This is a genomic window from Mesorhizobium sp. WSM4820 (assembly GCF_055811075.1).
In genome coordinates this window covers 144,733-171,126 of record NZ_JBVVQN010000006.1, presented here as the reverse complement: position 1 = coordinate 171,126, position 26,394 = coordinate 144,733, and the positions used below count along the sequence as shown (strand labels likewise).

General features: G+C 63.2%; 24 protein-coding genes and 1 pseudogene. 16 read left to right on the top strand and 9 right to left on the bottom strand.

Features of this window, described 5'->3' with window-relative positions:
* The first annotated feature begins 10 nt into the window (after positions 1–10).
* Both AC0L2R_RS12395 and hydA read left to right on the top strand, forming a co-directional pair.
* On the top strand, positions 11–1,261 hold the full coding sequence (locus tag AC0L2R_RS12395) for a Zn-dependent hydrolase (protein WP_473509189.1): 1,251 nt from the start codon (positions 11–13) through the stop codon (positions 1,259–1,261).
* Positions 1,262–1,325: 64 nt separating this feature from the next.
* Positions 1,326–2,777 (top strand): dihydropyrimidinase, encoded by a 1,452-nt coding sequence (hydA, locus tag AC0L2R_RS12390; RefSeq protein WP_473509188.1) that lies wholly within the window; start codon positions 1,326–1,328, stop codon positions 2,775–2,777.
* A 77-nt stretch (positions 2,778–2,854) separates the two neighbouring features.
* Here the strand turns inward: hydA and AC0L2R_RS12385 are convergent, their stop codons facing one another.
* Entirely contained in the window at positions 2,855–3,259 is a 405-nt protein-coding gene (locus AC0L2R_RS12385; protein ID WP_473509186.1) for a cupin domain-containing protein, read from the bottom strand.
* 110 nt (positions 3,260–3,369) lie between these two features.
* On the opposite strand from AC0L2R_RS12385, the gene AC0L2R_RS12380 reads away from it, so the two are divergent.
* The 6 genes from AC0L2R_RS12380 (at position 3,370) to AC0L2R_RS12355 (ending at position 8,542) form a co-directional block, all read left to right on the top strand.
* A complete protein-coding gene (locus AC0L2R_RS12380; protein ID WP_091600271.1) occupies positions 3,370–4,161 on the top strand; it encodes an ABC transporter ATP-binding protein in 792 nt (263 codons plus the stop codon).
* A 174-nt stretch (positions 4,162–4,335) separates the two neighbouring features.
* Complete coding sequence (locus AC0L2R_RS12375) at positions 4,336–4,854, top strand: endonuclease domain-containing protein (protein ID WP_473509184.1); 519 nt, start codon at positions 4,336–4,338, stop codon at positions 4,852–4,854.
* On the top strand, positions 4,854–5,732 hold the full coding sequence (locus AC0L2R_RS12370) for an ABC transporter permease (protein WP_128180650.1): 879 nt from the start codon (positions 4,854–4,856) through the stop codon (positions 5,730–5,732). The genes AC0L2R_RS12375 and AC0L2R_RS12370 overlap by 1 nt, the downstream gene beginning before the upstream one ends.
* Entirely contained in the window at positions 5,729–6,865 is a 1,137-nt protein-coding gene (locus AC0L2R_RS12365; protein WP_473509182.1) for an ABC transporter permease, read from the top strand. The genes AC0L2R_RS12370 and AC0L2R_RS12365 overlap by 4 nt, the downstream gene beginning before the upstream one ends.
* 83 nt (positions 6,866–6,948) lie before the next feature.
* Positions 6,949–7,920 carry an ABC transporter substrate-binding protein gene (locus AC0L2R_RS12360; protein WP_023798699.1) on the top strand — a complete coding sequence of 324 codons (972 nt, stop codon included), beginning with the start codon at positions 6,949–6,951 and terminating at the stop codon, positions 7,918–7,920.
* A gap of 172 nt (positions 7,921–8,092) precedes the next feature.
* The gene (locus AC0L2R_RS12355; RefSeq protein WP_473509181.1) at positions 8,093–8,542 is read left to right on the top strand and encodes a CHRD domain-containing protein; all 450 of its coding nucleotides are present in this window, start codon (positions 8,093–8,095) and stop codon (positions 8,540–8,542) included.
* 262 nt (positions 8,543–8,804) lie between these two features.
* Here AC0L2R_RS12355 and AC0L2R_RS12350 read toward each other — a convergent pair whose 3' ends face one another.
* The 3 genes from AC0L2R_RS12350 to AC0L2R_RS12340 all read right to left on the bottom strand — a co-directional run bounded on the left by AC0L2R_RS12350 (position 8,805) and on the right by AC0L2R_RS12340 (position 12,720).
* Complete coding sequence (locus AC0L2R_RS12350) at positions 8,805–10,454, bottom strand: thiamine pyrophosphate-binding protein (RefSeq protein ID WP_473509179.1); 1,650 nt, start codon at positions 10,452–10,454, stop codon at positions 8,805–8,807.
* Positions 10,451–11,626 carry a CaiB/BaiF CoA transferase family protein gene (locus tag AC0L2R_RS12345; RefSeq protein WP_473509177.1) on the bottom strand — a complete coding sequence of 392 codons (1,176 nt, stop codon included), beginning with the start codon at positions 11,624–11,626 and terminating at the stop codon, positions 10,451–10,453. The genes AC0L2R_RS12350 and AC0L2R_RS12345 overlap by 4 nt, the downstream gene beginning before the upstream one ends.
* A 158-nt stretch (positions 11,627–11,784) precedes the next feature.
* Positions 11,785–12,720, bottom strand: a complete 936-nt coding sequence (locus AC0L2R_RS12340; protein WP_473509176.1) for an alpha/beta fold hydrolase — start codon at positions 12,718–12,720, stop codon at positions 11,785–11,787.
* A 199-nt stretch (positions 12,721–12,919) separates the two neighbouring features.
* Between AC0L2R_RS12340 and AC0L2R_RS12335 the strand changes: the two genes are divergently transcribed.
* From AC0L2R_RS12335 to AC0L2R_RS12315, 5 genes and pseudogenes are all read left to right on the top strand, one after another.
* Positions 12,920–13,945, top strand: a complete 1,026-nt coding sequence (locus AC0L2R_RS12335) for a ribonuclease T2 family protein (protein ID WP_473509174.1) — start codon at positions 12,920–12,922, stop codon at positions 13,943–13,945.
* Positions 13,946–14,079: 134 nt separating this feature from the next.
* On the top strand, positions 14,080–15,729 hold the full coding sequence (gene ettA / locus AC0L2R_RS12330; protein ID WP_027153822.1) for an energy-dependent translational throttle protein EttA: 1,650 nt from the start codon (positions 14,080–14,082) through the stop codon (positions 15,727–15,729).
* A gap of 44 nt (positions 15,730–15,773) precedes the next feature.
* Positions 15,774–16,538: pseudogene (gene tam / locus AC0L2R_RS12325) on the top strand (trans-aconitate 2-methyltransferase); the annotation flags it as partial.
* A gap of 193 nt (positions 16,539–16,731) precedes the next feature.
* Entirely contained in the window at positions 16,732–17,853 is a 1,122-nt protein-coding gene (locus AC0L2R_RS12320; RefSeq protein WP_128167198.1) for a beta-ketoacyl-ACP synthase III, read from the top strand.
* Positions 17,854–17,990: 137 nt separating this feature from the next.
* Complete coding sequence (locus tag AC0L2R_RS12315) at positions 17,991–18,608, top strand: MOSC domain-containing protein (RefSeq protein WP_473509172.1); 618 nt, start codon at positions 17,991–17,993, stop codon at positions 18,606–18,608.
* 12 nt (positions 18,609–18,620) lie between these two features.
* Here AC0L2R_RS12315 and AC0L2R_RS12310 read toward each other — a convergent pair whose 3' ends face one another.
* The 3 genes from AC0L2R_RS12310 to tsaA all read right to left on the bottom strand — a co-directional run bounded on the left by AC0L2R_RS12310 (position 18,621) and on the right by tsaA (position 20,526).
* Entirely contained in the window at positions 18,621–19,580 is a 960-nt protein-coding gene (locus AC0L2R_RS12310) for an aminotransferase class IV (protein ID WP_473509170.1), read from the bottom strand.
* A 101-nt stretch (positions 19,581–19,681) separates the two neighbouring features.
* Complete coding sequence (locus tag AC0L2R_RS12305) at positions 19,682–19,993, bottom strand: DUF2293 domain-containing protein (RefSeq protein ID WP_473509168.1); 312 nt, start codon at positions 19,991–19,993, stop codon at positions 19,682–19,684.
* Positions 19,990–20,526, bottom strand: coding sequence for a tRNA (N6-threonylcarbamoyladenosine(37)-N6)-methyltransferase TrmO (gene tsaA, locus AC0L2R_RS12300; protein ID WP_473509166.1), 537 nt, complete (start codon positions 20,524–20,526; stop codon positions 19,990–19,992). Before tsaA ends, AC0L2R_RS12305 begins: the two co-directional genes overlap by 4 nt.
* A gap of 143 nt (positions 20,527–20,669) precedes the next feature.
* Here tsaA and AC0L2R_RS12295 point away from each other — a divergent pair, with 143 nt between their 5' ends.
* A complete protein-coding gene (locus AC0L2R_RS12295; RefSeq protein WP_473509164.1) occupies positions 20,670–21,692 on the top strand; it encodes an ArsR/SmtB family transcription factor in 1,023 nt (340 codons plus the stop codon).
* The gene (metF, locus tag AC0L2R_RS12290; RefSeq protein WP_023798712.1) at positions 21,692–22,609 is read left to right on the top strand and encodes a methylenetetrahydrofolate reductase [NAD(P)H]; all 918 of its coding nucleotides are present in this window, start codon (positions 21,692–21,694) and stop codon (positions 22,607–22,609) included. The genes AC0L2R_RS12295 and metF overlap by 1 nt, the downstream gene beginning before the upstream one ends.
* A gap of 511 nt (positions 22,610–23,120) precedes the next feature.
* Here the strand turns inward: metF and AC0L2R_RS12285 are convergent.
* Positions 23,121–24,035, bottom strand: coding sequence for a DMT family transporter (locus AC0L2R_RS12285; RefSeq protein ID WP_473509162.1), 915 nt, complete (start codon positions 24,033–24,035; stop codon positions 23,121–23,123).
* 217 nt (positions 24,036–24,252) lie between these two features.
* On the opposite strand from AC0L2R_RS12285, the gene AC0L2R_RS12280 reads away from it, so the two are divergent.
* Complete coding sequence (locus tag AC0L2R_RS12280) at positions 24,253–25,473, top strand: alanine racemase (RefSeq protein ID WP_077383117.1); 1,221 nt, start codon at positions 24,253–24,255, stop codon at positions 25,471–25,473.
* A gap of 146 nt (positions 25,474–25,619) precedes the next feature.
* On the opposite strand, the gene AC0L2R_RS12275 is transcribed toward AC0L2R_RS12280, so the two are convergent.
* Positions 25,620–26,351: an SDR family oxidoreductase gene (locus AC0L2R_RS12275; RefSeq protein ID WP_473509160.1), complete on the bottom strand. Its 732-nt coding sequence runs from the start codon at positions 26,349–26,351 to the stop codon at positions 25,620–25,622.
* Positions 26,352–26,394: the final 43 nt, after the last annotated feature.

The window sequence follows — 26,394 nt, the reverse complement described above, 5'->3', positions numbered from 1 at the left end:
GTTTTAGAAAATGGCCGCTCCGGGCGAGAATCTGCGAATCAATTCAGACCGTTTGTGGGATTCGATAATGGAGATGGCGAAGAACGGCCCCGGCGTTGCCGGCGGCAACAATCGCCAGACGTTGACCGACGCGGACGGCGAGGGGCGGCAGCTGTTCAAGCGCTGGTGCGAGGCGGCTGGACTTGAAATGGGCCTCGACGAGATGGGCACGATGTTTGCCCGCCGCGAGGGCACCGACCCCGATCTGCCACCGGTCTATGTCGGCAGCCATCTCGACACCCAGCCGACCGGCGGCAAGTATGACGGCGTGCTCGGCGTTCTTGGCGGCCTTGAGATCGTACGCTCGCTCAACGAGCTCGGCATCAAGACAAAACATCCGATCGTCGTCACCAACTGGACCAACGAGGAAGGCGCGCGCTTTGCGCCGGCGATGATGGCATCCGGCGTGTTCGCCGGCGTCCTCGACCAGGCCGACGTCTACGAACATGTCGACAAGGACGGCAAGAAGTTCGGCGAGGAGCTCGAACGCATCGGCTGGAAAGGCAGCGAGAAAGTCGGTGAGCGCAAGATCCACGCCTTCTTCGAGCTGCATATCGAGCAGGGCCCGATCCTCGAGGACGAGGGCATCGACATCGGCGTCGTCACCCATGGCCAGGGGCTGAAATGGCTGCAGATGACGCTCACCGGCAAGGAGGCGCATACCGGCTCGACGCCGATGCCGAAGCGCCGCAATGCCGGGCTCGGCATGGCGCGGGTAATCGAACTGGTGCACGAGATCGCCATGGACTACCAGCCCGACGCCGTCGGCGCGGTCGGCCACATGGAGGTCTATCCGAACTCGCGCAACATCATCGCCGGCCGCACCATGTTCACCATCGACATCCGCTCGCCGGAAAAGGAGGTGCTCGACGCCATGGACGGGCGCATCCGCGAAGGCATAGACAAGATCTGCGAAGCGCTCGACATCAAATATCAAATCGACCAGGTCGGCCATTTCGATCCGGTGACTTTCGATCCGGGCTGCGTCAAGGCTGTGCGGGATGCGGCCGAGCGCCTGGGTTATACGCATCGCAACATCGTCTCCGGCGCCGGCCACGACGCCTGCTGGATCAACCGCGTCGCGCCGACGGCAATGGTGATGTGCCCCTGCGTCGACGGGCTCAGCCACAACGAGGCCGAGGAAATCACCAAGGAATGGGCGGCGGCCGGCGCCGATGTGCTGTTCCACGCGGTAGTGGAGACAGCTGTCATCGTGGGGTGAGCTAGAAACCAGGATTCCGAACGTCGCTCACCAAGAAGCGCGAAGAGAACAAGGGAACAAAAAAATGTCCAAAGTCATCAAGAACGGCACCATCGTCACCGCCGATCGAAGCTGGAAGGCCGACGTGCTGTTCAAGCACGGCAAGATCATCGCCATCGGGCCGGACCTGCATGGCGATCACGAGTTCGACGCTAGCGGCTGCTATGTGATGCCGGGCGGCATCGATCCGCACACCCATCTCGAAATGCCGTTCATGGGCACCTATTCGGCCGACGATTTCGAGAGCGGCACCCGCGCCGCGCTTGCCGGCGGCACCACGATGGTTGTCGATTTCTGTCTGCCGGCGCCGCAGCAGTCGTTGCTCGAGGCCCTGCAGATGTGGGACAACAAGACCTCGAAAGCCTCCTGCGACTATTCCTTCCACATGGCGATCACCTGGTGGGGCAAGCAGGTGTTCGACGAGATGGCCACCGTCGTCGACAAGGGCATCACCTCGTTCAAGCACTTCATGGCCTACAAGGGCGCGCTGATGGTCGACGACGACGAGATGTATTCGTCGTTCCAGCGCTGCGCCGACCTTGGCGCGCTGCCGCTGGTCCATGCCGAGAATGGCGACGTGGTTGCCGCCCTGTCGCAGAAGCTGCTGGCCGCCGGCAATAACGGCCCCGAAGGGCACGCTTATTCGCGGCCGCCGGAAGTGGAAGGCGAGGCGACCAACCGCGCCATCATGATCGCCGACATGGCCGGCGTGCCGCTCTATGTCGTGCATGTCTCCTGCGAGCAGGCGCACGAAGCCATTCGCCGGGCGCGGCAGAAGGGCATGCGGGTGTTCGGCGAGCCGCTGATCCAGCATCTGACGCTCGACGAGAGCGAATATTTCAACAAGGACTGGGACCATGCGGCGCGCCGCGTCATGAGCCCGCCGTTCCGCAACAAACTGCACCAGGATTCGCTGTGGGCCGGCCTGCAGGCCGGATCGCTGCAAGTGGTGGCAACCGACCATTGCGCCTTCACCACCAGCCAGAAGCGCAACGGTGTCGGCGATTTCACCAAGATCCCGAACGGCACCGGCGGGCTCGAGGACCGCTTGCCGGTGCTGTGGACGACGGGCGTCAACACCGGCCGGCTGACGATGAACGAATTCGTCGCGGTGACCTCGACCAACATCGCCAAAATCCTCAACATGTATCCGAGGAAGGGCGCCATCGTCGAAGGCGCCGACGCCGACATCGTCGTCTGGGACCCGAAGCGCAAGAAGACGATCACTTCCAAGAAGCAGCAGTCGGTGATCGACTACAACGTCTTCGAAGGTTTCGAGGTGACCGGCCTGCCGCGCTTCGTCTTTTCGCGCGGCGAATTGTCGATCCAGGGGAACGAGGTCAAGGCGAAGCCCGGCCATGGCGAATTCGTCGGCCGCGAGCCGAATGCCGCGGTCAATCGGGCGCTGTCGACCTGGAAGGAAATTTCCGCGCCGCGCAAGGTGGAACGATCAGGCATTCCGGCGACCGGGGTGTGAGCTTGCGCGGGTTTGTCGAAGTCGGCGCCGCCCCTCAGGGGCAGCGCAAACCTGAAGCGATTGCACTGAAGCCGGCCTCAGGCGACCAGCCCATCCAGTTGCGGCAGCAGCACGACGCTTTCCTGTTCGTTGGGATCGGTGCGGGCGATGACCGCCGAGGCCGGGCTGTCGCTCAGATTGGCCGGCAGATGCGGCACGCCGGCGGGAATGTAGAAGAGGTCGCCGGCCTTGGCCACGGTCTGCTGCTCGAGCCGGTCGCCATACCAGGTATGGACCTCGCCGGAGAGCACATAGATCGCCGTTTCATGGCTTTCGTGCATATGCGCCTTGGCGCGGGCACCGGGCGGCATGGTGAGCAGGTGCATGCAGATGCCGGTAGAGCCGACCGTTTCGGCGGCGATGCCGGCGAAATAACTCAGTCCCTGCTTGCCTTCATAAGAGCTTTCGGGGCGGATAAGATGGCAGGTGGGTTTGGACGACATCGGGCAAACTCTCGATCGAGTGGGACAAGATAAGTGGAAAGCAGCATTTTGGCAAAAGCAACGGGTAACCGGCCGCCGCGGCGGCGACGCGAAAAGCCAGGCTGCGGCCTATGACCGGACAGTCGCCAGCCGTCGTTTCGGCAAGCAAGCTCGGCCTGACCTTCCAGACCAGCGACGGTCCGGTGCAGGCGCTGTCGAATGTCGACCTGACCATCGGCAAGGGCGAATTCGTCTCCTTCATCGGGCCGTCCGGCTGCGGCAAGACGACCTTGCTGCGGGTCATCGCCGATCTCGAGAAACCGACATCAGGAAGCATCTCCGTCAATGGCGTGACGCCGGAGCAGGCGCGCGAAAACCGCGCCTATGGCTATGTCTTCCAGGCGGCCGCACTTTATCCGTGGCGCACGATCGAGCGCAATGTGGCGCTGCCGCTGGAGATCATGGGCCTGTCGAAGGCAGAGCAGGCGGCGCGCATCAAGCGCACGCTCGACCTCGTCAACCTGTCCGGCTTCGAGCAGAAGTACCCGTGGCAGCTTTCCGGCGGCATGCAGCAGCGTGCCTCGATCGCGCGGGCGTTGGCCTTCGATGCCGATCTTCTGTTGATGGACGAGCCGTTCGGCGCGCTGGACGAGATCGTGCGCGACCACCTCAACGAACAGCTGCTGGAGCTTTGGGATCGGACCAACAAGACGATCTGCTTCGTCACCCATTCCATTCCCGAGGCGGTCTACCTGTCGACGCGGATCATCGTCATGTCGCCGCGCCCAGGCCGCGTCAGCGACGTCATCGAATCGACGCTGCCGAAAAAGCGGCCGCTCGACATTCGCGAGACGCCGGAGTTTTTGGCGATCGCCGCGCGGGTGCGCGACGGGCTCAGGGCAGGGCACAGCTATGAGGATTGAGCGGGATGGGCTCCCTCCTCTCCCCGACGGGGCCAGCGGGCCCACCCATGCCTTCGTCATCCTAGGGCGGAGCCGCCGCGAAGCGGCGTTCATCGAGAGCGCGGCCAACCACGCCTTCGTCATCCTAGGGCGAAGCAAGGAGCGAAGCGACGCGGCGCAGGGCAGGGCACAGCTATGAGGATTGAGCGGGATGAGCTCCCTCCTCTCCCCGACGGGGAGAGGGTGGCCGGAGCGAAGCGGAGGTCGGGTGAGGGGGCGGCGCCGACAGATCCGACGAAAAGAAATGCCGGGGCAACCGCTCGCGCTCGAAAGCTGCGGGTCGACGAAACCGAGGCTGAGTACCGACTTTGGGGGGAACTGAGAGGACGTCATCTCAACGGCTACAAATTTGTGAGGCAAGTGCCGCTTGGACCTTTCATCGCGGATTTCGTTTGTCGCGAGAAGGGTCTGATTGTCGAACTCGATGGTAGCCAGCATGCGGATTCACCAACCGACCCCGCCAGGACGGCCTGGTTGAATGGCCATGGTTATTCCGTTCTTCGGTTCTGGAACCATGAAGTTCTGGCCGAACGTCGAGCGGTCCTTGATACGATCTTGGCTTGCCTCGACGGAAAGATTTCTACCCCCTCACCCGGCCTCGGCTTCGCTCCGGCCACCCTCTCCCCGTTGGGGAGAGGAGGGGAGCTTCGCTGATGGACTCCTTTCGCGACAAGATCGTTCCGGTGACCTCGATCCTCGCAGGCGTGGTGGTCGTCTGGTATGTTTTCGCCGTCATCCTCAACGCGCCGTTCCAGCGCGATCTCGACCGCCGTGCCGGCGAGACGCCGGGGATCGTGGAATTCATCGGCAAGACGATGTCGCAGCCCAAGCCGACGCTGCCGGCGCCGCATCAGGTGGCGGTGAATTTCTTCGAGAACACGTTTCTGCGCAAGGTCACCAGCAATCGCAGCCTTGTCTACAATGCCTGGGTGACGCTGTCCTCGACGCTGCTCGGCTTCGCTTTCGGCACGGCGCTCGGCATCCTGATTGCCGTCGGCATCGTCCATGTGGCGACGCTCGACCGCAGCCTGATGCCGTGGATCATCGCCTCGCAGACCATTCCGATCCTGGCGGTGGCGCCGATGATCATCGTCGTGCTGGCGGCGATCGGCGTTACCGGCCTGATCCCGAAGGCGCTGATCTCGACCTATCTGTCGTTCTTCCCGGTGGCGGTCGGCATGGTCAAGGGGCTGCGCTCGCCCGAACTCACCCATCTCGACCTGATGCACACCTACAATGCCAGCCCCTCGCAGACCTTCTGGAAACTGCGGGTGCCGGCATCGGTGCCGTTCCTGTTCACCTCGATGAAGGTGGCGGTGGCCGCCAGCCTGGTCGGCGCCATCGTCGGTGAACTGCCGACCGGTGCCGTCGCCGGGATCGGCGCCAAGCTGCTTGCCGGCGCCTATTACAGCCAGACAATCGATATCTGGTCGGCGCTGGTGGCGGGCTCGGTGGTGGCGGCCCTTTTGGTGATGGTGGTCGGCATAGCCGGGCGACTCGTCGACCGCGCCATGGGCGGGAGGCCGGCATGAGTTCCCTCCTGAGCCTTTCGTCGATCAACCCCCGCGCGTGGCAAGGGTATGCCTCGCTTGTCCTTCTTGCCGGCGCGCTGCTTCTTTGGCCGCTTGTCGATGCGGCGCCCGGCTACGGTGTCGGTACCGCGGCTTTGATTTTCTTGTTGCTGCTCCTGGCAATTGGGGTCGATAATTTCCCGCCGGCAATTGGGGTGGTGTTGCTCTTCCTTGGCGCGCATGGCGCAGCGTGGCTGCTGCTCGCCGGCATAACCGGCAATGAGGGCACCGCCCGCGCGTCGTTTTATCTGCTGCTTGCCGCGGCATGGCTTCTGGCCTGGCGCTGCGTGACGGTGCTGTCCGCGCTTCGCCCGGCCTCGCGCTGGGCGGCGACCGCTTTGAGGCTGATCATTCCGGCGATCTTCGGCGCCTGGATCCTGATCATCTGGGAGGCGGTGACGCGCGGCGCCGGCATTCCTTTCATCCTGCTGCCGCCGCCAAGCGCGATCGGCGTGCGCATCGCCAATTCGCTGCCGGTGCTGGCCGCAGACGTGCGGCAGACCATCTTCAAGGCGGTGATCTTCGGCTACGTCGTTGGCAGCGGCGCCGGCTTCCTTGCCGCCATCGCGGCCGACCGCGTGCCGTTCCTGCGCCGCGGGCTTTTGCCGATCGGCAATATGGTCTCGGCGCTGCCGATCATCGGCGTGGCGCCGATCATGGTCATGTGGTTCGGCTTCGATTGGCAGTCGAAGGCCGCCGTCGTCATCATCATGACCTTCTTCCCGATGCTGGTGAACACGGTCGCCGGGCTTGCCGCCTCCGGCCATATGGAACGCGACCTGATGCGCACCTATGCGTCGAGCTACTGGCAGACGCTGTTCAAGCTGCGGCTGCCGGCGGCAGCCCCCTTCATCTTCAACGCGCTGAAGATCAATTCGACGCTGGCACTGATCGGCGCCATCGTCGCGGAGTTCTTCGGCACGCCGGTGGTCGGCATGGGATTCCGGATTTCGACCGAAGTCGGGCGGATGAATATCGACATGGTCTGGGCCGAAATCGCAGTTGCAGCACTTGCTGGTTCGGTCTTTTATGGCGTGGTCGCTCTTTTCGAGAGAGCAGTCACGTTTTGGCATCCCTCCGTCCGTGGTGGATAGGGCGGTGGCGGGTTTGGAATCAGGGGTTGGATTGAAGGTCCTGGTCCTAAAAGGGTGAACACTTAACTCCAGAGGGTAAAAGCATGAAAAGACTTGTTGTTTCGATGCTGGCCGGCGCGATGTCGCTTGCCGCGTTCCAGGCGATGGCCGCAGACAAGGTGACGCTGCAGCTGAAATGGGTCACGCAGGCCCAGTTCGCCGGCTACTACGTCGCCAAGGACAAGGGTTTTTATGAGGCCGAGGGCCTCGACGTCGAGATCAAGCCGGGCGGCCCCGATATCGCGCCCGAGCAGGTGATCGCCGGCGGCGGCGCCGACGTCATCGTCGACTGGATGGGCGGCGCGCTGGCAGCACGCGAAAAGGGCGTGCCGCTGGTCAATATCGCCCAGCCGTTCAAGAAGGCCGGCATGCAGCTGGTCTGCCCGAAGGACGGCCCGGTCAAGACCGAAGCCGACTTCAAGGGCCATACGCTCGGCGTCTGGTTCTTCGGCAACGAGTATCCGTTCTACGCCTGGATGAACAAGCTCGGCTTGAAGACCGACGGCGGCCCGGATGGCGTCACCGTGCTGAAGCAGAGTTTCGACGTGCAGCCGCTGATACAGAAGCAGGCGGATTGTATTTCGGTCATGACCTACAACGAATACTGGCAGCTCATCGATGCCGGCTACAAGCCGGAAGAGTTGATCGTGTTCAACTACTCGGCCATGGGCAACGACCTGCTTGAGGACGGTCTCTACGCCTTGGAGGACAAGCTCAAGGATCCGGCCTTCGAGGACAAGATGGTGCGTTTCGTGCGCGCCTCGATGAAGGGCTGGAAATACGCCGTCGACAATTCCGACGAGGCGGCCGGCATCGTCATGGACAATGGCGGCCAGGACGAGAACCACCAGAAGCGCATGATGGGCGAAGTCGCCAAGCTGATCGACAATGCCGACGGCAAGCTCGACCCGGCGACCTACGCGCGCACCGCCAAGGCGCTGCTCGACCAGAAGATCATCACCAAGGAGCCGACCGGCGCCTACACGACCGCCATCACCGACAAGGCCATCAAGTAAAGGGCCATCAACCGGGGCCTCTGGGGCCCGCAATTCGAAAAAAAGGGGACGGGCGACCGCCCCCTTTTTTGGCATGTAAAATAGCCGTTACCGGTGGAAATATCCGCTCGCCACAACCGTTGTTCCAGTGCATCCTGCTTCAGCGGATGTCATCGCCACAACGGAGAATTCCATGCGCATGCAATCCTTCTCGCCGATGCTTTCGGCGCTCGCCGTTTCGGCTCCCTTCCTGTGCGGTTCACCGGCCTTGGCCGACATGATGAAGATGAAGGCGACGCTCGATGGCGCTCAGCAGAATCCAGCCGTCACCACGGAGGGCAAAGGCGAGGCCACTCTCGGCTTCAACACCGACACGAAACAGCTCACCTGGAATGTGATGTTTTCAGGTCTCAGTGGACCGGCGACGGCCGGACATATTCACGGTCCGGCAGCAAAGGGTGAAAATGCCGACGTCGTCGTCCCGTTCAAGGGCGCTCCGAAAAGCCCGTTCAAGGGGGTGGCGATCCTGACCGACGCGCAGGCTGCCGACCTGATGGCCGGCAAATATTATATCAACCTTCATACGGAGGCCCACAAGGACGGCGAGATCCGCGGGCAGATCGAGAAGGCGGCGACGATGTAGCGCAACGTCGGCCCGGCGAAGCGCTGCATTAGCCTGTCGAAGTTTGCGGGAAAGCGCCCCCTCTGTCCTGCCCTCTTTGGCAAAAACTTGGCATCTCCCCCTCAAGGGGGATCGGCAGCTTTGGCTTTGGCGCGCCTGTTGTTCAACTTCGAAAATTGGCGAAAGCAGTTGTGACATCCGATCTCCCCCTCGAGGGGGAGATGCCCGGCAGGGCAGAGGGGGGTGGGAGGGAACTCGGCCTGACTAGCTATGCCTCTGGCGCTCACGACCTGTCCCGTATCTGGCTCATCGTCCGGGTCGGCGTGATCGCCTCGGGGTCGAGCCTGATCTCGACGATCGACGGCTTGCCGCTGGCACGGGCGCGTTCGAAGGCCGGCGCGAAATCGGCCGTCTTGTCGACGGTTTCGCCATGGCCGCCATAGGCGCGGGCTAAAGCGGCAAAGTCGGGATTCTTCAGGTCGGTGGCGACGACGCGGCCCGGATATTCGCGTTCCTGATGCATGCGGATGGTGCCGTAGATGCCATTGTTGACGACGACGACGATGATCGGCAGATCGTACTGCACGGCGGTGGCGAATTCCTGGCCGTTCATCAGGAAGCAGCCGTCGCCGGCAAAGGCGATCACGTCGCGCTCGGGAAACAGTCCCTTGGCAGCGACGGCTGCCGGCGTGCCGTAGCCCATCGAGCCGGAGGTGGGTGCCGCCTGCGTGGCAAAGCGCCGGGAACGGTGGAAACGGTGCACCCAGGTGGCGTAGTTGCCGGCACCGTTGGTGAGGATGGCGTCGTCGGGCAGCATTTTTTCGAGATAGTTCATGATCGGCCCCATCTGGACGGCGCCGGGGCCGCTTTCGGGCGGTGTCGACCAGTCGAGATAGGCGGCGTGCAGCTTCGGTGTTTCATCCGCCCAGACCGGCGAGGCGGCCGGCTTGCGCCCGGCAAAGGCTTCGACGAAGGCGGACGGCGAGGCGTTGATCGCCAGCGTCGGCCGGTAGACGCGGCCGAGCTCGCTGGCGTCGGCATGGACATGGACCAGCGACTGGTCGGGGTAGGGGCTCTTGAGCAGCGTGTAGTCGGAGGACGGCATCTCGCCCATGCGGCCGCCGATCAGCAGCACGAGGTCGGCCTGCTTGATGGCGGTCGCCAGCTTCGGGTTGATGCCGATGCCGACATCGCCGGCATAGTTGGGGTGGAGATGATCGAACAGCATCTGGCGGCGGAAGGAACAGCCGACCGGCAGCGACCAGGCTTCGGCGATCGTCCGCATCCGCGCGACGGCCTCCGCATCCCAGCGCGTGCCGCCGAGGATGACGAAGGGGCGCTTTGCGTTGTTGAGAAGCTTTTTCAGAGCATCGAGCTCGGCCTCGCCCGGCCGCGTTTCGACCGGCGTGTAGGGCAGGGCTGCCGGCGCCTCGGCAAGGCTGGTCAGCATGTCTTCCGGCAGCGAGATGACGACCGGGCCGGGACGGCCGGATGTCGCCACCGCGAAGGCGCGGGTGACGAATTCGGGAATGCGCGCGGCGTCGTCGATCTCGACCACCCATTTGGCGATGTCGCCGAAGAACCTGACGTAGTCGACCTCTTGAAAAGCCTCGCGCTGCTTGGCGTGGCTGGCGACCTGGCCGATGAACAGGATGACGGGCACCGAATCCTGCATGGCGATGTGGATGCCGGCCGAGGCGTTGGTGGCGCCGGGGCCGCGGGTGACGAAGCAGATGCCTGGCTTGCCGGTCAGGCGGCCATGGCAGTCGGCCATCATCGCGGCGCCGCCTTCCTGGCGGCAGACGATGGTGCGGATCGGCGAGTCGTGCAGCGCGTCGAGCACCGCAAGGTAGGATTCGCCGGGCACGCAATAGATACGGTCCGTTCCGTTGGCTTCGAGCGCATCGACAATCAGTTGTCCGCCGGTCTTCATTTTCCTGACCTCTCCAGTTCGGCAAGGATTTCTTCGGTGTGTTCGCCGAGACGCGGTGAGGGCCGCTCATAGACCAGCGGCGTGCCCGACATGACCATCGGCGCGCGCACCGAGGGCAACAGATTGCCATGGCCGTCGTCGAGGTCGAGCCGCATGCCGCGCGCGATGGTCTGCGGATCGGCGAACATCTCGCCGATCGTGTTGATTGGGCTGGCAGGCACGCCTGCCGCCTCCAGCCTGGCCAGCAGCGGATCGCGATCGACGGTTTTCAGCGCCTCGATTATATGCTCGCGCAGCGTCGCCCGGTTGGCGACCCGGGCGGGATTGGTGGCGAAATCGGGGTCGGATGGCAGCTTGTCCAACCCGACAGCCGCGCAGAATTTGGCGAACTGGCCGTCATTGCCGATGGCCAGGATGATGTGGCCGTCCTTGACCGGCACCACCTCGTAGGGCGCGATGTTCATATGCGCATTGCCCATCTGCACCGGCGATTTTCCCGAGACCAGATAGTTGAGGTTCTGGTTGCCGAGCGCCGAGATCTGGCTGTCGTAGAGCGCCATGTCGATATGCTGGCCTTCGCCGGTCTTCTCGGCATGGCGAAGTGCGGCCTGGATGGCGATCACCGAATAGAGGCCGGTGAAAATGTCTGAAATGGCGACACCGGCCTTTTGCGGCTCGCGGCCGGCCTCGCCGGTGATCGACATCATGCCGGCCATGCCCTGGATGATGAAGTCATAGCCGGCGCGTGGCGCATACGGCCCGTCCTGGCCGAAGCCGGTGATCGAGCAATAGATCAACCGCGGGTTGATTTTGCGCAAGCTGTCATGGTCGAGGCCGTATTTCTTCAGCCCGCCGAGCTTGAAGTTTTCGATCAGCACGTCCGATGTCGCAGCCAGCCGGCGCACTGTCTCGGCGCCTTCGGGCGTCGAGAAATCGACGGCGATGGAGCGCTTGCCGCGATTGCAGGAATGGTAGTAGGCGGCCGAGAGGTTTTCGCCGTCATGGCTCATGACGAAGGGCGGACCCCATTTGCGGGTATCGTCGCCGCCATCAGGGCTCTCGACCTTGATCACGTCGGCGCCGAGATCGGCAAGCAATTGCCCCGCCCACGGCCCGGCCAGGATGCGGGCGAGTTCGATTACGCGGATGCCTTTCAGCGGAGGCTCGGTCATGGATCACCGTGATTGATCGAAAGCGCAGGCTCTGGTTTTCTTTTTATGCATGTCGTTATCCCAAAACCGCTGCGCACTTTTGGGCAACATGCACTATCAATCCCGCGTGCCGAAGTCACGGTTCTTGCAATGGGCCAATCGGACCGTGCCAATCTCGGTCAGGCTTGTTTCAGCACGCTGTCGGCCCATGCGGCGAAATCGTCCATGATGATATTTCGATTCACCTCGTTCAGGCTTTCGTGGCGGGTCTCGGCGTAAACCTTTGAAAGGAGATTCGAAAAGCCCATCCTGTGCAGGCGCCCAGCGAGATGGCTGACCGCCTTGCCACCGCCGGTGGCGGGATCCTTTTCGCCGCCGACCAGGCAGATCGGCAGGGTCTTGCGGATGCCGGAAAATTTGGTGTCGTCGGCGCCGTCGAAGACAAAGCCGAACAGGTCACGCCACATCGACACCGAGGCATCCCAGCCGCACAGCGGATCGGCGATGTATTTGTCGACTTCGGCCGCGTCGCGCGACAGCCAGTCGAATGGAGTGCGGTGATCTGGAACGGCCTTGCCCCAGGCCTGGAAGGTCAGTCTCGGCAGCATGCGCGACGGCATGTCGGAGCCGAGCCGGAATTTTTCCCAGGCCAGGATGATTTGTGCGGCACGGCCGGCGAGCCCGGCGGATAAATTGGCGTTCCAGATGGCTGCGGCGTGCAGCCGGTTCGAATGATGAAGCATGAAATTCAGCGCGACGAGGCCGCCCATGGAATGGCCGAAGATGATGACCGGCAGGCCGGGATGGTCGCCGGCGATCAGGTCATGCACGGCGGCGACATCGGCGATGACCTTGGCGCCGCCATCCACTTTGGCGAATGTGCCGAGCGGAGCGTCCGGCGCCTTGGTTGCGCCATGGCCACGATGGTCATGGGCATAGACATGGAAGCCGCACTCGCCGAGAAAGGTAGCGAAGCGGACATAGCGCGCCGCATGTTCGGCCAGTCCGTGATTGATCTGGACGACCGCCCGCGGGCGGCCCTCGGCGCGTTTCACGTAAAGGTTGAGCGCCGCACCGGTCGGCGATTGCAGCACGCGCTGCTGGCTGAATGACATTATCGATTCGTCTCCAACGCGTCTTTTACGCCTGCGAACGTTTGTGTGCGCCGACGCCGGTTTTGCGTCAATCCGTCGGCGGTGTTTCGCAGCGCTGTTCTTGCGTCGCAACGCGGGTATCGCAATTCTGACATGGAGAACTTGCTACCGAGAGAGGGCGGCAGTCTGTTGCCCAGCATTATTCAACCGGAGAGTACCCATGCGTACGCTGACAGGTCTTGTTTTTGGATCGGCGCTTGCCGCCGCGTCGCTGACGGGTGCTGCGCGGGCCGAGGTCATGATGAGCGGCTCTTTCGTCGCCGACGCCACCTGTCCAGCCACCCAGGCCATCAGGAGCGGCAGGAACCCCGGCAATATCGCGACCGATGCGGGACAGAGCTGCGAGCTGCTGGCTGGCAACAAGGATGCTCCCACGCACTATCTGATCCGCGTGCCCGGGGCCGATCCGGAGCGCCGCTGGGTGAAGGTCGATTGCGGCCATGTTTCGGGCGGCAGCGCGTCCACGGAACCGGCAGCACCTGTGCCGGCCGACCAGGAGAAGCCTGCTGAGCCGGCTTCGCGAAAGCCCGAATATGTCCTCGCGCTGAGCTGGCAGCCGGCGTTTTGCGAAACCAGGCCCGGCAAGACCGAATGCAAGGCGCAGACCGCGGCCGGTTTTGAGGCGACGCATTTCACCTTGCATGGGCTGTGGCCGCAGCCGAAAGGGAATTTCTATTGCCAGGTGGCAGCGGCCGACAAGGCGAACGACAATCCGGCGCGCTGGCAGGACCTGCCGCCGGTCGAGCTTGAGCCGAACACGCGGTCGGAGCTCGATCGGGTGATGCCAGGCACCGCATCCGCTCTCGACAGGCATGAATGGATCAAGCATGGCACCTGTTACGGCAAGAGCCAGCAGGCGTATTTTTCCGATGCGCTGAACTTGACGCGCGCGGCGAATGCTTCACCGGTGCGTGATCTTTTCACGCAAAACATTGGCCGGGATCTGACCTCTGGCCAGATCCGCGCCGCCCTCGACATTGCCTTTGGTCCCGGCGCCGGCGAGCGGGTTCGCGTCTCCTGTGTGAAGGATCCTTCGAGCGGCAGGCGGCTGATCGGCGAACTGACGCTCGGCCTGACCGGCCCGATCGGTCCGAACTCTTCGCTCAGTGAGCTGTTGCTGGCCTCAGTGCCGACGAACAATGCCGGCTGTCCGAAAGGCATCGTCGATCCGATCGAGTTCCAGTGACACGCCGAGCCCGTCTTAGCCCCAAGGCCGGTTCGAAATGCCAAAACAGTTTGCCGTTCGGCGCGGCATCGCCTACATAGCGCGCAACTTCCATTCAATCCGACATTCCAGTCGACTTTTCAGGGAAAGCGCGCGTGGCACGCCAGTTCATCTATCACATGGCCGGCCTCAACAAGGCCTACGGCACCAAGAAGGTGCTCGAGAATATCCACCTCTCCTTCTACCCGGACGCCAAGATCGGCATCCTCGGGCCGAACGGCGCCGGCAAGTCGACCATCCTCAAGATCATGGCCGGCATCGACAAGGAGTGGAGCGGCGAGGCGTGGCTGGCCGAAGGCGCCACCGTCGGTTACCTGGCGCAGGAGCCGGCGCTCGATGCGAGCAAGACCGTGTTCGAGAACGTCATGGAAGGCGTCGCCGCCAAGACCGCGATCATCGAACGCTACAACGAATTGATGATGAACTATTCCGACGAGACGGCCGACGAGTCGGCCAAGCTCCAGGACGAGATGGACCGGCTCAACCTGTGGGATCTCGAACAGCAGGTCGAGATGGCGATGGAAGCGCTGGGCTGCCCGCCCAAGGAAGCCGACGTCACCAAGCTGTCGGGCGGCGAGCGCCGCCGCGTGGCACTGTGCCAACTGCTGCTGCGTCAGCCCGACCTTCTGCTGCTCGACGAGCCGACCAACCATCTCGATGCCGAGACGACGGCGTGGCTGGAAAAGCATCTGCGCGCCTACCCGGGCGCGGTGATGATCATCACCCACGATCGCTACTTCCTCGACAATGTCACCGGCTGGATCCTCGAGCTCGACCGCGGCCGCGGCATTCCCTATGAGGGCAACTACACCAAATATCTCGAAGCCAAGGCCAAGCGGCTCAAGCAGGAGGGCCGCGAGGACGATGCGCGCCAGCGGGCGATCGGCCGCGAGCGCGAGTGGATCCAGTCCAGCCCGAAGGCACGGCAGACCAAGTCGAAAGCGCGCATCCAGGCGTTCCAGGATCTGCTGGATGCGGCCGACAAGCGGCGTCCGAGCGACACCCAGATCGTCATTCCGCATGGCGAGCGGCTCGGCAATGTGGTGATCGAGGTCGAGGACCTGTCGAAGGGCTTTGGCGACACGCTGCTGATCGACGACCTCGAATTCAAGTTGCCGCCCGGCGGCATCGTCGGCGTCATCGGCCCGAACGGCGCCGGCAAGACGACGCTGTTCCGCATGATCACCGGCCAGGAAAAGCCGGATGCCGGCACGATCCGCGTCGGCGAGACCGTCAAGCTCGGTTACGTCGACCAGAGCCGCGATGCGCTCGACCCGACCAAGACCGTGTGGGAAGAAATCTCGGGTGGTGCCGAAGTGGTCAAGCTCGGCAAGTTCGAGGCCAACACCCGCGCCTATTGCGCCTCGTTCAACTTCCGCGGCGGCGATCAGCAGCAGAAGGTCGGCAATCTGTCCGGCGGCCAGCGCAACCGTGTCCATCTGGCCAAGATGCTGAAGACCGGCGGCAATGTGCTGCTGCTCGACGAACCGACCAATGATCTCGATACCGAAACGCTGGCGGCGCTCGAAGACGCGCTGGAAAACTTCGCCGGCTGCGCCGTCATCATCTCGCACGACCGCATGTTCCTCGACCGGCTGGCGACGCACATCCTTGCCTTCGAGGGCGACAGCCATGTCGAATGGTTCGAGGGCAATTTCGAGGATTACGAGCAGGACAAGATCCGCCGTCTCGGCCCCGACGCCGTCAACCCGCACCGCATGACGTACAAGCGGCTGACGCGATAGGGGTTTTTAGGGCGGCGAATTCTCAAATGATCTGAGGAGCTGAAATGGCAGACTGGTCCGCCGCCCAATATCTCAAATTCGAGGACGAGCGCACGCGGCCGGCGCGCGATCTCGCCGCGCAGGTGCCGGTGGCGGCGCCACGCCGGGTGGTCGATATCGGCTGCGGGCCGGGCAACTCGACCGAATTGCTGGTTGAGCGCTGGCCGGGCGCGCAGGTCAGCGGTTTGGACACCTCGGCTGACATGATCGAGAAGGCGAGGGCGCGTCTGCCGGATGTGGCCTTCGAACTGGCGGATGCGGCGGCGTGGCAGCCCGAAGAGCCGGTCGACGTGATCTTCGCCAATGCGGTGTTCCAGTGGCTGCCCGAGCATCCGGCGATCTTCCAGCGGCTGATGGGATTTTTGGCGCCCGGCGGCGCGCTTGCCGTGCAGATGCCCGACAATATGGGCGAGCCCTCGCACCGGCTGATGCGCGAGACGGCGGCTGAAATGCCGTTTGCCGAAAAGCTCGAGGGTGCTGCGCGCGGGCCGCTGCCGCCAGTGTCGTTCTACTACGATCTTTTGTCGCCGTTCTCCGACCGGCTCGACATCTGGCACACCGCCTACAATCATCCGCTGGCCGATGCCGGGGCAATCGTCGAGTGGCTGAAGTCGACGGGGCTGAAGCCGTTCCTCGATCCGCTCGACGAGAACGAGCGACGGTTTTTTCTCACGCGCTACACCGCTGGGATAACCGGAGCCTATCCGAAGACGGCGAACGGCAAGGTGCTGCTGCGTTTCCCGCGCCTTTTCATCGTCGCGCGGCGCGCTGCCACACCGAGACGCACTGCCTGGCTGCGCTTGATTCGCCACAACGCGTATTTCAGCCACGCAAGGTTGTGGTCTTGTACCTCAGGCCCTTGATTTAAGCCGGCTTAAACTAGCTTGATGCGAATAATGTTGCGCCGAACTCTCGCGGCGCCCACATCAAGCCGTAGCGCCTGCGCATGGGGACGAACTGAAAATGCATCGCGTCATCATCAGCGGCATCGGCGTTGAAATCCCCGAGCCTTCGATCACCAATGAGGAATTGGTCGACAGCTTCAATGCCTGGGTCGAGATGGAGAATGTCCGCCGCCAGGCTTCGGGCGAGACGCTGCTGCAGAAGTCGGACAGCGCCTTCATCGTCCATGCTTCGGGCGTGCAGACGCGCCATGTGATCGAGCGGGAAGGCATTCTCGACCCGACCCGCATGGCGCCGCGCATTCCGGCGCGGCCGGACGACGCACTGTCGCTGGAAGCCGAGTTCGGCATCGCATCGGCCAGGAAAGCGCTCGACCATGCCGGCCTGGAGCCACCTGATATCGACCTGGTGATCTGCTCGGCCTCGCATCACCAGCGGCCCTATCCGGCAATCGCCATCGAGATGCAGCAGGCGATGGGCACGAGGGGCGCCGGCTTCGACATGGGCCTTGGCTGCTCGTCGGCGGCGGCGGCGTTGCATATCGCGGTCAATCTGGTGCGGGCGGGCGCACACAGGCGCGTGCTGGTGACGACGCCCGAAATCATCACCGGCCATCTCAACTTCCGCGACCGGCAGACGCATTTCATCTTCGGCGATGCTTCGGTCTCGATGGTCGTCGAGGGGCTTGCCCAGGGCGACAAGCGGCCGGGACGTTTCGAGGTGCTCGACACCCGGACCTGGACGCAGATGTCCAACAACATCCGCACCAATCTCGGCTATTACACGCGCACCGCCCAGGACGATCCGTATATGATCAACCTGGAAGGCAACCTGATCAATCAGGTCGGCAACAAGGTGTTCAAGGAAGTCACCGTCGCCGGGCACAAATTCATCGTCGAGTTCCTGGCCGAGCATGGGCTGACGCCGCAAGCGATCCGGCGCTTCTGGCTGCATCAGGCCAATGCACGTATGAACGCCATGATCCTGAAGCTGTCGTTCGGCCACGAGGTCGACCATGACCGCGCGCCGATGGTGCTGGAGCGCCTCGGCAACACCGCCGGCGCCGGTGCGGTCGTCGCCTTGTCGGAAAACCACGCTGACATGAACGCCGGCGACTATGGCCTGCTCTGCGCCTTCGGCGCCGGCTATTCGATCGGCGGGGCGCTGTTGCGCATGCTCTGATTGGCGCGAACGGCAGCGGCATTGGAAGGCGCCGGTGTAATCGCATCAGCCTGCTTGACTGGAGCATCAGTGCTTTAGGCTGGACCTGATGAACTCACTGCGGCTAATTGCTTGGCATCACGCACGGAGCGAAGCCTATGCTGGACCTCTTCCCCGAGACGGTAAAACCGGTCGAAATCATCCCGGCGCGGAAACTTGTCGCGCGGGTGGCCGCGCTTTACGTCGCGCCATCGGATCATTTCGAGACACGCGCGGTGGATGAATTGCGGCTTGGCTTCGACGGCATCGACGGCGATTTCCACGCCGGCGCCACGCGGCGCTCCGGCGGGCGCGAGCCCTGGTATCCGCGCGGCACCGAGATGCGCAACGAGCGGCAGCTGTCGATCGTGGCCGCGGACGAGCTGGCGATCGTGGCAGGGCGGATGGCCATCGCCGAGATCAAGCCGGAGTGGATCGGCGCCAATCTGTTGATCGAAGGCCTGCCGCATCTCTCGATGCTGCCGTCCGGCACGCTGCTGTTCTTTAAAGGAGGCGTCACCGTCAAGGTCGACGCGCAGAACAGACCTTGCCGCATCGCCGGGCGATCGGTCGCCGAAAATGCCGGAATGGCCGACCGTGAAGCCGGCGCGCTATTGTTCCCGAAGGCGGCAAAGCGGTTGCGCGGCCTTGTCGCCTGGGTGGAAAAACCAGGCCGCATCACGGCCGGCGAGGAGATTTCGGTGCGTGTGCCCGAGCAGTGGATTTACCGGGCCTGAGCCCAGGGATGGTCAGGGATAGTGCACCGGGCTGCACCAGGCCGGATCTCCGTGCTTTTGCCAATAGATCGCCATGAGGCGCCTGGTAATCGCACCGACCTTGCGGTCCGCGACCGGAACACCGTCGATCATCGTTACCGGCATGATGCCGCCGGCGGTCGAGGTGATGAGGACCTCATCGGACTGACGCAGCGCAGCGACGCTGACATCGGCCGCGGCAACGGCAAGCCCTGCCTCCGCGCAGAGATCGAAGACGGTGCGGCGGGTGATGCCTGGCAGCACGCCGACAGCCGGCGTCGCTAGTTTGCCGTCGTCCACGCAAAAGACGTTGAAGCCGGGACCTTCCGCGATATTGCCGTTGAAATCGAGGAGCAGCGCGGTCTCGGCGCCTCGGTCATAGGCGTCGTAGAGGCCTCGCACCAGGTCGAGCCAGTGGTAGTTCTTGATTGTCGGGTCGATCGAGGCCGGTGGGATGCGCACCTTATCGCTGATCGTCACATGCAGGCCGCGCTGCAATTGCTCGGCATTGGCAATCGAGCCGAAGGCAACGGCGAACGCCATAAAGCGGTTGACCGCGTCGCGCGGGTCGCGGCTGAAGGTCGGCGAGGCGCCGCGCGTGCACAGCATCTCGACATAAGCGCCGCGATGACCCGACAGCGCGACGCAATTGTGGAGGATTTCGGCGACTCCATCGCGGTCGAACGGGATCGTCATGCGCAGCTTGTCCAGCCCGCCGAAGAAGCGATCGAGATGCAGGTCGAGGCGGTAGAAACGACCGTCCCAGACATGCACCGTGTCGTAGGTGGCGTCGGAATGCAGGAAGCTCCAATCCAGCACCGAGATCTTGGCTTGCGACATCGGCAGATACTGCCCGTCCAGGAAGGCAACACCATCGGGGTAGGAGTGCGGGTCTATGTGACGGTCGGAGAGCGAGGGCAGTGGTTTGGCGTGCGGATCGATCAAGTTGCTCATCACGTCCTCCGTCAGGTCGTCTTCGTCGAACGCGATAGAGCGCTGCGGCGGTTGGCACAAGACACAGGCCGGGGTTGCGGATGAGCCATCGGGGTATCTGGTTATTCCTCGTCCTCATCCTGGAGCAGACGGGTGGCGCGCCAACGGGTCAGCACCCTGTTGGTCTGTTCCATGACGAAGAAACGCGCCGAGTCGCGATCGTAGCCTTCGGCCAGCAGTTTCTCGTAGTCGGTGTGCACATGACGGATATGGGCTATTGTCGCCAGCCATACGGCAATGCTCGGCGGCAAGCTCTTCATATGCACCGCGCCGGCGTCGGCGCGGATCTTCTCCATGTCGGCATAGGGCGCCAGCGGCAAAAGCATTGTCAGCGCCTTGGCGATGGCGCGGCGGCGACCGGTCGGCGCGTTCATCGCCCGACCTGTCCGGGTATGACCTGTCCGGGCTCGTCCCGTCCGGCAATGGTCGCGTCGGCAAAGGCATCGGTCGAAGCGAAATAAGGCTTGATGTCGATCACCGGCGTGCCGTCGAGCAGGTCGATGGCATCGACATCGATACGACCCGTTTCGATGTCGAGGGCGACGAGCCTGGCGATATGCAACCCGACCGGGTTCGGCCGGGCCGGGGAGCGCAGCGAAAAAACGCCCTTCGGTTCAGCCGCATGGCGGGGTTTCTGAACAATCAGGGTCCGCGGTGCGTGGTGCAGCCAGGACAGGATGATGACGTGGCTGGCGCGTTCAAGCCCGAGCAGGCCCTCGCGATAGGGCAGGTCGATGGTGAGAACTGCCGGCTTGCCCGTTTCCCGCGCGGCTTTCATGTTCTTGGGGCAAGTTTCCCGCGTGGTCCAGGGCGAGGCGATGCGGCCGATGAAGACGACGTGGCCGTCCGGCGCCATATCGGCGGGATCAGTTTCCAGAAGCTTTTCGCCGCTGCGCGTTTCGAACATGGTTTTCGCCCCGATCCTGCTTCCGGCTGTGCGCGATCCACCACGCATGCGTCATTTTCTTGTCCGGGAGCGACATAGCGCTTGCAAGCCTATCAAAATCGACATAAACATATGTTTATATCTTTTTCAAAGAGAATGCTCGCATGCATGTCGCGCTCGACACCATGGTAGATACATTGAAGGCGGCGGCCGAATCCAGCCGGTTGCGCATCCTGGCGTTGCTGTCGCGCGGCGACCTCACCGTTTCCGATCTCACCGAAATCCTCGGCCAGTCGCAACCGCGCGTCTCGCGCCACCTGAAGCTTTTATTGGAGGCGGGGCTGATCGGGCGCTATCAGGAGGGCTCATGGGCCTTCTTCCGGCTGTCGGATTCGGATGCGGCGCGGGACTTCGTGCTCAGGCTGGTCTCCGGTATCCGGGGCGCCGATCCGCAGGTCGAGCGTGACCTCGAGCGGTTGGCGGCGGTCAAGCGCAAGCGGCAGGATCGCGCCGCCGAATATTTCTCCGTAAATGCCGCAAGCTGGGATCACATAGGCTCGCTGCATGTGCCGGACCGCGCCGTGGAGGCAGCGCTGCTCAAGCTCGTCGGCAAGCGGCCGTTCCAGTCGATGCTCGACCTTGGCACCGGCACCGGGCGGCTGCTCGAGATCTTTTCGCCGCTCTACCGGCGCGGCATCGGCATCGACATGTCGCGCGAGATGCTGACGGTGGCGCGCGCCAATCTCGACAAGGCCGGCATCTCGAATGCGCAGGTGCGCCAGGGCGACATTTTTGCGCCGCCGGTCGAGCGCGACGCCTTCGATCTCGTCACCATCCACCAGGTGCTGCACTATCTTGACGATCCTGCCCGCGCCATCCGCGAGGCAGCAAGGCTGCTGCGTCCGGCAGGCCGGCTGGTGATCGTGGATTTCGCTCCGCATTCGCTGGAATTCCTGCGCGACGCCCACGCGCATGTGCGGCTCGGCTTTGCCGACCGGCAGATCACCGAGTGGTTTTCCGAGGCCGGGCTCGACCTCGAAGAGAGCCAGGAATTCGAGCCGCGCGCCGGCAATGAACCCAGGCTCACCGTAAAACTGTGGCTCGGCCGTGACCAGCGCATGCTGATCGCCGATCCTTCCAACCACGCACAACCGGCCAATGCCTTTCCGATAGGGGAAACCGCCTGATGAACCAGTTCCGCTTTTCCCGCCGCCCTGACATTGGCGACAAGATCAGGGTTTCGTTCGAGTTCTTCCCGCCGAAGAGCGACGAGATGGAAGCAAGGCTGTGGGACACAGTTACCCGGCTGCAGCCGCTCAAGCCGAAATTCGTCTCCGTCACCTATGGCGCCGGCGGCTCGACCCGCGAGCGCACGGCGCGCACGGTCAAGCGCATCCTCAACGAAACGACGCTGACGCCGGCGGCGCACATGACGTGCGTCGATGCGGCGCGTCACGAGGTCGATGAAGTCATCCAGGAATTCGCCGACATGGGTGTCACCCGCTTCGTCGCCCTGCGCGGCGATCCGGCCGAGGGCGTCGGCGCCGCCTATCGTCCGCATCCGGACGGCTATGCCAACGGCGCCGAACTGGTGGGGGCGCTGAAAGGTGTCGGCGATTTCGACATCTCGGTCTCGGCCTATCCGGAAAAGCATCCGGAGAGCCCGGATTTCGCCACCGATATCGATATGCTGAAGCGCAAGGTCGACAATGGCGCGACGCGGGCGATCACCCAGTTCTTCTTCGACAACGACCTCTACGAGCGCTATGTCGAGCGGGCGCGGCGGGCGGGCATCTACATACCGATCGTGCCGGGCATATTGCCGGTCCACAATTTTACCCAGGTCGCCAATTTCTCGGCGCGTTGCGGTGCGCTGGTGCCGGCGTGGATGGCCGAGCGCTTCGACGGGCTGCAGACGGACCCGCAGACGCATGCGCTGGTGGCGTCCGCGGTGGCGGCCGAGCAGGTGCTGGACCTTGTCGAGCGCGGCGTCGGCGATTTTCATTTCTACACCATGAACCGCGCCGATCTGGTCTTCGCCGTCTGCCACATGATCGGCATCCGCTCGCATGAGGCTGAAGCCGCGGGGTCCGCCGCGGCGTAAGTCTCTGTCAAATCCGGGATGCAAAAAGGCCGGGTAAAAAACCCGGCCTTTTCAATGACTTGGACTATTTTGTGCTGCTTCCGTTGCTTGGCGGGTCTACGGAAGAAAGCCCATAATCAGCGCCCCGATGAATGCAAATGCAGCACAAATCATCAATGCGTTGATTGGCCTGGTAAGCCCCATGTCATAGCCTCCTCTTAAAGAGCTATGGCCAGAGTCTAGGGGCATTTCTGCCACAGGCAAGCGGAAACTATGCTGCAATGCGACGACAATGTGGAATTTGCGACAGGCCATTTGCCGTTAGGCATTGAAACTCTTCGGCAAAATCCCGCTTCGGCCCTGTGTACAAAATGTGACGGAGCTGGGGCAAGAATGGGTATGGCAGCGCTACCGTCGCCGAAAGTCGGGATCGATTTCGGGTCGATGCGAAGATTCGACGAATTGGAGCGTCGTTCGATTGGATACGAAGCTCTCAAGCGTGTTGCGCCTGGGCGCGCTTTGGTGACATGCATCAGCGTCGGCCGAACAGGCGGCCGTCGATGGTGACGAGGCCAAGCGCGATCAGCGCCATGCCGCCGAGCTCGAACAATTCGAGCCGTTCGCCCAGGAACAGAAAGCCGAGCAGGATCGCGCTGGCGGGCACGATGAGCGTGACCAGCGAGGCGTTGGTGGCGCCAGCCGAGGCGACGAGGTTGAAATAGAGGATGTAGGCGAAGGCGGTGGACAGCAGGGCCAGCGCTAACACCGCCGCCCAGACCGGCGGCGAGGCCGAAAACAGGTTGGCAGTGCCGTGGCCAAGCAGCACGATCGGGATCATGATGATGGTCGAAGCGGTCAATTGTCCAGTGGCGATGACCGGTGACGGCACACCCTTGAAGCGGCGGGCGATCATCAGGGCCACCGCATAGGACAGCGAGGCGCCGACCAGCGCGAATTTCGCCCAGACCGGACCGCCCAGCCCGGCAAGCAGGCCGGGACCGATCATCACCGCCGTGCCGACGATGCCGAGCGCGATCCCGGCAAGCTTGTTCCAGGAGAGCTTTTCGTCTGATGTCAGCGCGTTGGCGAGGATCAACGTCCAGAACGGCGTCGTCGAATTGAGCACCGAGGCGACACCGGCGCCAAGCTCGGTCTGGCCGGCGAAGATCAGCGAGAACGGTATGACGTTGTTGACGAGCGCCAGCAGAAAGAACAGGCCGGCATGCGGCAAGGCGATGCGGAAGGACGGACCGCGCAGGCCGAGATAGAGATGCAGCGCCAGCGCCGCGATGGCGACGCGAAACAGCACCAGCACCAGCGGCGGAATCTCGGCAACCGCAATGCGGGCAAAGAAGAACGAGCCACCCCAGATCGCACCGAGCAGCAGAAGCTGCGCCCAGTCTTTCAAGACCATGGGGCCGCGCATTGCCGTCGTCGAAATCGCCATGGATCATCCTCCCGGATGGTTCTGAATGCCAAGTCAATCAGGCTTCTGTTCAGGCCATATCCTGTTCGACGGCAAGGGCCACCCGAAACCAGAACAGTGGACTAGCATTCCATCATCTGCCGTAGCGCCGCAGCGTCAGGGGTGCGAGACACAGAATTGTTTTCATTCCCGCATAGGTTGGATTAATTGTGCGCAGTCTAAGCCAAGGGATTCGTCCATGCAGCAATTCGAAAATGCGCGCGAAGCGGCGCTGGCGCTTCGCCCGGACGATCCGATCTATTGCTTCCGCCCGCAGGTGCTGAAGGCGGACGCCAGGCAGTTCATGGGCATGTTTCCCGGCAAGACCGCCTATGCGGTCAAGACCAATGGCGAGCAGATCGTGCTGAAGGCGCTGGTCGAGGCCGGCGTCGGCGCTTTCGACGTGGCCTCGCCCGGCGAATTCGCCGCCGTGCGCGCGGTCTCGCCGGACGCCGAGATGCTCTACATGCATCCGGTCAAGGCACAGTCGGACATCAAGCTGGCGCTGGAGAAATATGGCATCCGGGTCATCTCGCTCGACCACGAGGACGAGATCACCAAGCTGACCCGCGTGGTGCGGGCGCTCGATATCGATCCGGGTGCGATCACCGTGTTCGTGCGCATCCAGACGAAAGGATCGGCCGCCTACGAACTGTCGAAGAAGTTTGGCGCCGGACCGGCCAATGCGGTCGATCTGGCCGAACGGCTGAACCGGACCGGCTACAAGGTCGGCCTGTGCTTTCATGTCGGCAGTCAGATCGAGGATCCCGACACCTATGAGCGCGCGCTGGCCTCGGCCGACTGGGTGCGCAACCGCGTCAGCTTCGACATTGCCGGCCTTGACGTCGGCGGTGGTTTTCCCGCCGAATACGGCCATGATCCCAACCGCAAGCAGATCGAGATGCCGTCGCTCGGCCAGATCATGTCGCGGCTGTCGGGCGACCTCAAGGAATACCAGTTCGACCAGATGCCGCTGGTGGCGGAGCCGGGCCGGGTGATCGTGGCGCGCTGCCTGTCGCTGATCGTGCGTGTGCTGCTGCGCAAGGGCAAGCGGCTCTACATCAATGACGGCATCTGGGCGTCGCTGTCGGATTCATGGACCGGCAAGATCACGCTGCCGGCGCGCTTCATTCCAGACCCGGCGATCCGCTCGCGCAACGGCGAGGAGAAGACCATCGTGCCGTTCAAGGTCTGCGGCGCAACCTGCGATTCCGTCGACATCCTGTCGCGGCCGTTCTGGCTGCCGGAAACGGTCGATACCGGCGATTGGATCGAGATCGGCCATATCGGCGCCTATTCGCTGTCGCTGAGGACACGGTTCAACGGCTTCTATCCCGACACGTTCGTCGAGGTGACGACGCCGTTCGATGAAGGTGACGCGCCGCAGGGGTTTGCCAGCCTGGAGACGATGGCGGATTAGTGAGTAGTGAATAGTGAATAGTGAATAGTGAATAGTCAGTAGTCAGTAGTCAGTAGTCAGTAGTCAGTAGTCTGTAATCAACATCTAACTCCATTCACCATTCACCATTCACTATTCACTATTCACTATTCACTATTCACTACCCACTAAGCAACGCCGCCGCCGGCCTGGATGTTCTCGCCGGTCAGCCAGCGGGCCTCGTCGGAGGCGAGGAAAACCGCGATGTCGGCAACATCGCGCGGCGCTCCGATCCTGCCGAAGGGCGACATGCCGGCAGCCACGGCCCGGTCCCGCTGCGGAAGCAGGTCGGTGTCGGTAAAGCCCGGCGAAAGCGCATTCACGGTGACGGAGCGCGGTCCGAGTTCGCGCGAGAGGACGCGGACGAACTGCTCGACGGCTCCTTTGCTGCCGAGATAAAGGGCGGTCTGGGTGAAGAACATCTTGGTTCCACCGGTGGAAACCGCGATGATGCGGCCACCGTCGCGCACGCGCCGCGCCGCTTCCTGAAGCGTGAAGAAGGTGCCTTTGGCATTGGCGCCGAAGACGTGGTCGAAGTCGGCTTCGGTGGCCTCGACGAACGGCTTTATGACGGCGACGCCGACATTAGCGACGACGATGTCAATCGCGCCCATCTGCTTCTCGGTTTCATCGAACAGCCGGCGAATGTCGGAAACAATGGAGATATCGGCCCGAATGGCGACGGCCTTGCCGCCATTCTCGCGGATGGCAGCAACGGCTTCCTGGGCGGCTTTCTCGTTACCGACATAATTGACGACCACGGCCGCGCCGTTTGCCGCTAGCCCCTCGGCGATGGCGCGGCCGATGCCGCGCGAACTGCCGGTCACGAGCGCGGTTTTGCCATCAAGCGAATGATACATAGCTGCTGTCCTTTTCTCGTCTGGCTACGGCCGCTCCAAATCG

Excerpts from the sequence above, each read along its gene's own strand:
- AC0L2R_RS12350 (WP_473509179.1), bottom strand. The coding sequence starts at position 10,454 with ATGAAGACCGGCGGACAACTGATTGTCGATGCGCTCGAAGCCAACGGA.
- AC0L2R_RS12365 (WP_473509182.1), top strand. The coding sequence starts at position 5,729 with ATGAGTTCCCTCCTGAGCCTTTCGTCGATCAACCCCCGCGCGTGGCAA.
- tsaA (WP_473509166.1), bottom strand. The coding sequence starts at position 20,526 with ATGTTCGAAACGCGCAGCGGCGAAAAGCTTCTGGAAACTGATCCCGCC.
- AC0L2R_RS12345 (WP_473509177.1), bottom strand. The coding sequence starts at position 11,626 with ATGACCGAGCCTCCGCTGAAAGGCATCCGCGTAATCGAACTCGCCCGC.
- AC0L2R_RS12360 (WP_023798699.1), top strand. The coding sequence starts at position 6,949 with ATGAAAAGACTTGTTGTTTCGATGCTGGCCGGCGCGATGTCGCTTGCC.
- AC0L2R_RS12295 (WP_473509164.1), top strand. The coding sequence starts at position 20,670 with ATGCATGTCGCGCTCGACACCATGGTAGATACATTGAAGGCGGCGGCC.
- AC0L2R_RS12335 (WP_473509174.1), top strand. The coding sequence starts at position 12,920 with ATGCGTACGCTGACAGGTCTTGTTTTTGGATCGGCGCTTGCCGCCGCG.
- AC0L2R_RS12320 (WP_128167198.1), top strand. The coding sequence starts at position 16,732 with ATGCATCGCGTCATCATCAGCGGCATCGGCGTTGAAATCCCCGAGCCT.
- hydA (WP_473509188.1), top strand. The coding sequence starts at position 1,326 with ATGTCCAAAGTCATCAAGAACGGCACCATCGTCACCGCCGATCGAAGC.
- AC0L2R_RS12280 (WP_077383117.1), top strand. The coding sequence starts at position 24,253 with ATGCAGCAATTCGAAAATGCGCGCGAAGCGGCGCTGGCGCTTCGCCCG.
- AC0L2R_RS12310 (WP_473509170.1), bottom strand. The coding sequence starts at position 19,580 with ATGAGCAACTTGATCGATCCGCACGCCAAACCACTGCCCTCGCTCTCC.
- AC0L2R_RS12285 (WP_473509162.1), bottom strand. The coding sequence starts at position 24,035 with ATGGCGATTTCGACGACGGCAATGCGCGGCCCCATGGTCTTGAAAGAC.
- AC0L2R_RS12305 (WP_473509168.1), bottom strand. The coding sequence starts at position 19,993 with ATGAACGCGCCGACCGGTCGCCGCCGCGCCATCGCCAAGGCGCTGACA.
- AC0L2R_RS12355 (WP_473509181.1), top strand. The coding sequence starts at position 8,093 with ATGCGCATGCAATCCTTCTCGCCGATGCTTTCGGCGCTCGCCGTTTCG.
- AC0L2R_RS12315 (WP_473509172.1), top strand. The coding sequence starts at position 17,991 with ATGCTGGACCTCTTCCCCGAGACGGTAAAACCGGTCGAAATCATCCCG.
- AC0L2R_RS12275 (WP_473509160.1), bottom strand. The coding sequence starts at position 26,351 with ATGTATCATTCGCTTGATGGCAAAACCGCGCTCGTGACCGGCAGTTCG.
- AC0L2R_RS12385 (WP_473509186.1), bottom strand. The coding sequence starts at position 3,259 with ATGTCGTCCAAACCCACCTGCCATCTTATCCGCCCCGAAAGCTCTTAT.
- AC0L2R_RS12380 (WP_091600271.1), top strand. The coding sequence starts at position 3,370 with ATGACCGGACAGTCGCCAGCCGTCGTTTCGGCAAGCAAGCTCGGCCTG.
- AC0L2R_RS12340 (WP_473509176.1), bottom strand. The coding sequence starts at position 12,720 with ATGTCATTCAGCCAGCAGCGCGTGCTGCAATCGCCGACCGGTGCGGCG.
- metF (WP_023798712.1), top strand. The coding sequence starts at position 21,692 with ATGAACCAGTTCCGCTTTTCCCGCCGCCCTGACATTGGCGACAAGATC.
- AC0L2R_RS12370 (WP_128180650.1), top strand. The coding sequence starts at position 4,854 with ATGGACTCCTTTCGCGACAAGATCGTTCCGGTGACCTCGATCCTCGCA.
- AC0L2R_RS12375 (WP_473509184.1), top strand. The coding sequence starts at position 4,336 with ATGAGGATTGAGCGGGATGAGCTCCCTCCTCTCCCCGACGGGGAGAGG.
- AC0L2R_RS12395 (WP_473509189.1), top strand. The coding sequence starts at position 11 with ATGGCCGCTCCGGGCGAGAATCTGCGAATCAATTCAGACCGTTTGTGG.